Genomic DNA, 3,160 nt, shown 5'->3' on the forward strand with positions numbered 1-3,160 from the left:
CTTCGGTGACAAGGATCTCGCCGGCCGCATCGGCTGGCTGCACGGCTTGAAGGTCGCGGCATGACATCAGAAGCCGCCCTTGCGATCGATCTTGGCGGGACGGAGCTTCGCGCCGCCTTGGTCGACCGCGACGGCAAGATCCTGGCATTCGCGGCGGTGCCGACGCAGGCGCTGGCCGGTCCCGATGTGGTGATCGGCCAGATCGAGGCGTTGGCGGCGACAGTCCATGCCGAGGCCCCGGCACTTTCGGTCGTCGGCGTCGGCGTCGGTGCACCGGGGCCGCTCGATCCGCTGGCCGGCATCGCCGTCGGCCCGCCGACGCTCGCCGGCTGGCTGGACGTGCCGCTTGCCGACATCCTGGAACGGCGGCTCGGCCTGCCGGTGCGGCTGGAGAACGACGCCAATGCCGCGGCGCTCGGCGAATGGCGCTTCGGCGCCGGTCATGGCGCTCGCTCGCTGGTCTTTGTCACGGTTTCGACCGGCATCGGCGGCGGTGTCGTCGTCGACGGGCGCATCCTGCATGGCCGCCGTGGCCTTGCAGCCGAGATCGGTCACATGACCATCACCAATGAAGGCGAGCGCTGCGTATGCGGTGTCGTTGGCTGCTTCGAGGCCATCGCGTCGGGAACGGCACTTGGCCGCCGCGCCAGCGCCGCCACGGCAGCCGGAGACGGCTCTACCTTGCGACGCTTGTCAGCGGACGCGGAGGTGACCGGCCGCCATGTCGTCGAGGCGGCACGGCTGCAGGACGCTCTTGCCTCGGCCTTGCTGGAGGAGGAAGCGCGCTGGCTGGGCGTTGGCTTCACCAATCTCCTGCATCTCTATTCGCCCGATGTGCTGGTCGTCGGCGGTGGCATCGCCAATGGGCTCGATCTGATGCTGCCGACCATCGAGGCGACCATCAGGCAACGGGCCATGCGCGCCTATCGCGACGTGCCGGTCGTTCAGGCCCAGCTTGGCCGCCATGCCGGGCTCGTCGGCGCCGCCAGCCTTGTGCTGTTCGACGACGGGGGCACTTTGGCAGCCCGCATGCCTGTCGGCCCAAGCACGTTTCCGGACACGCCGCTGAGCAAGACCGGCACGGTCTGACGTTGCGACCTGCATGACAAAGGCCAGAGGCAGCACGCCTCCGGCCTTTTACGCATTGACCGCGCGTCATTACTCGGCGGGAACAACGTCCGCCGGCAGGCTATCGTCGGCCGTGCCCGCCAGCGCTCTGGCCAGCTTGGCCTTGTCGAGTTCGCCTTCCCAGCGAGCCACCACCAGCGTGGCGACAGCATTGCCGACGAAGTTGGTCAACGCCCGGCACTCCGACATGAAGCGGTCGACGCCGAGGATCAGCGCCATGCCGGCGACCGGCACCGCCGGAACCACCGACAGCGTCGCGGCAAGGGTGATGAAGCCGGCCCCGGTGATGCCGGCGGCACCCTTGGAGGAAAGCATGGCCACCAGCAGCAGCAGGATCTGGTCACCCATAGACAGGTGGATGTTGGTCGCCTGTGCGATGAACAGCGCCGCCAGCGTCATGTAGATGTTGGTGCCGTCGAGGTTGAAGGAATAGCCGGTTGGGATGACCAGGCCGACGACCGAGCGCTTGGCGCCGGCCTTCTCCATCTTTTCCATCAGCGAGGGCAGGGCGGCTTCCGATGAGGAGGTGCCCAGCACCAAAAGCAGCTCTTCCTTGATATAGCGGATCAGCGACAGGATGGAGAACCCGTTGTAGCGGCAGACCGCGCCAAGCACGACGAACACGAACAGGAACGACGTCACGTAGAAGGTGCCGACCAGCATAGCGAGATTGATCACCGCGCCGATGCCGTATTTGCCGATGGTGAAGGCCATCGCGCCGAAGGCACCAATGGGGGCCGCCTTCATCAGCACGCTGACCAGCTTGAAGATCGGTGTCGTCAGCGCCTGCAGGAAATTGAGCACGGGCGTGCCCTTGTCGCCGACCAACGCCAGCGCGATGCCGAACAGCACCGAGAAGAACAGCACCTGCAGGATGTCGCCGTCGGCGAAGGCGCCGACGATGGTCGACGGGATGATGTTCATCAGGAACCCGGTGACCGACTGGTCGTGCGCCTTGGCGGCGTAATTGCTGATGGTCGAGGCGTCGAGCGTCGCCGGGTCGATGTTGAAGCCGGCGCCCGGCTGCACGACATTGGCGACGACAAGGCCGATGATCAGAGCCAGCGTCGAAAAGGTGAGAAAATAGAGCATCGCCTTGCCGGCGACACGCCCGACCTTCTGCAGGTCGCTCATGCCGGCAATGCCCGTAGTCACGGTCAGGAAAATGACGGGGGCGATGATCATCTTGACCAGCTTGATGAAGGCGTCGCCGAGCGGCTTCATGCTCTCGCCGACCGACGGATAGAAATGGCCGAGCAGGATGCCGACGGTGATCGCGACGAGCACCTGCACGTAGAGTTGGGCATAGAAAGGCTTGCGCTGCGCGGAAGACGCGCCTGAATGGTCTGCGATGTGCATCGAACTCTCCCTGGCCGGATGGGGCGGAGCGCCCTGCGTGACTTCTCCCATCGCGGCGCTCCGGTCGCACGCCGCTGCCAGGGAGTTTTGCAAGCGCTGTGCCAGTTCGCGGAAAGGCCGGAACCACGGGATTTCCGCCTTTGTCTGACGTCATGCGGCCAAAGCCTGTGCGGATTTCCGCACAGGCAGTGTTTGCCTGGGCGGATTTTCGCATTACACTGGCCGAAAGGCCGCGAGCAAAGGGGAGAGGGCAGACGCCGCAAGCAGGCACCGATAGCGGATCCCCCGGATTTGCCGGCCGTGGATTGCTGCGCGAGGCCGTGGCGCGGCTGCGCGATGGCCGCTGGGTTGCCGTGGTCGTCGCTCTTGCCTTTCTGGCCGGCGTGATTGCCATTGCCGGGCGCATCGCCTCCGGCCAGGCGGCCGATAATCTGCGCGAGACGGCACTCGCCGCACTGCCGCTGGCGGCGGGAACCCTGACCGGCGAAATCGAAAAGCAGCGCCTGGTTCCACTGGTGTTGGCCAGAGACGATGCGGTGCGCGGCGCTCTGCGCCGGGCCGGAAAAATGAAAGAAAAGGCCCTCAACGACAAGCTCAAGTCGATTGCCGGCGATGCCTCGGCATCCGCCATCTACATCATCGATACGGCAGGCATCGCCATATCAGCCAGCAA

Annotated in this window: 2 protein-coding genes and 1 pseudogene; 2 read left to right on the forward strand and 1 reads right to left on the reverse strand. The window is 65.7% G+C overall.

The annotated features are described in order from the left end of the window. Nucleotides 1–60 precede the first annotated feature (60 nt). A complete protein-coding gene (locus tag EN939_RS27120; protein WP_127270821.1) occupies nt 61–1,089 on the forward strand; it encodes an ROK family protein in 1,029 nt (342 codons plus the stop codon). A gap of 69 nt (nt 1,090–1,158) precedes the next feature. On the opposite strand, the gene EN939_RS27125 is transcribed toward EN939_RS27120, so the two are convergent. Further along, the gene (locus tag EN939_RS27125) at nt 1,159–2,487 is read right to left on the reverse strand and encodes a dicarboxylate/amino acid:cation symporter (RefSeq protein ID WP_127270823.1); all 1,329 of its coding nucleotides are present in this window, start codon (nt 2,485–2,487) and stop codon (nt 1,159–1,161) included. Nucleotides 2,488–2,627: 140 nt separating this feature from the next. On the opposite strand from EN939_RS27125, the pseudogene EN939_RS27130 reads away from it, so the two are divergent. Continuing rightward, nucleotides 2,628–3,160 (forward strand): annotated as a pseudogene (locus EN939_RS27130) (sensor histidine kinase); the annotation flags it as partial.

It is taken from the genome of Mesorhizobium sp. M7A.F.Ca.CA.002.05.1.1 (genome assembly GCF_003998335.1).
In the GTDB taxonomy this organism is placed as follows: Bacteria; Pseudomonadota; Alphaproteobacteria; order Rhizobiales; family Rhizobiaceae; genus Mesorhizobium.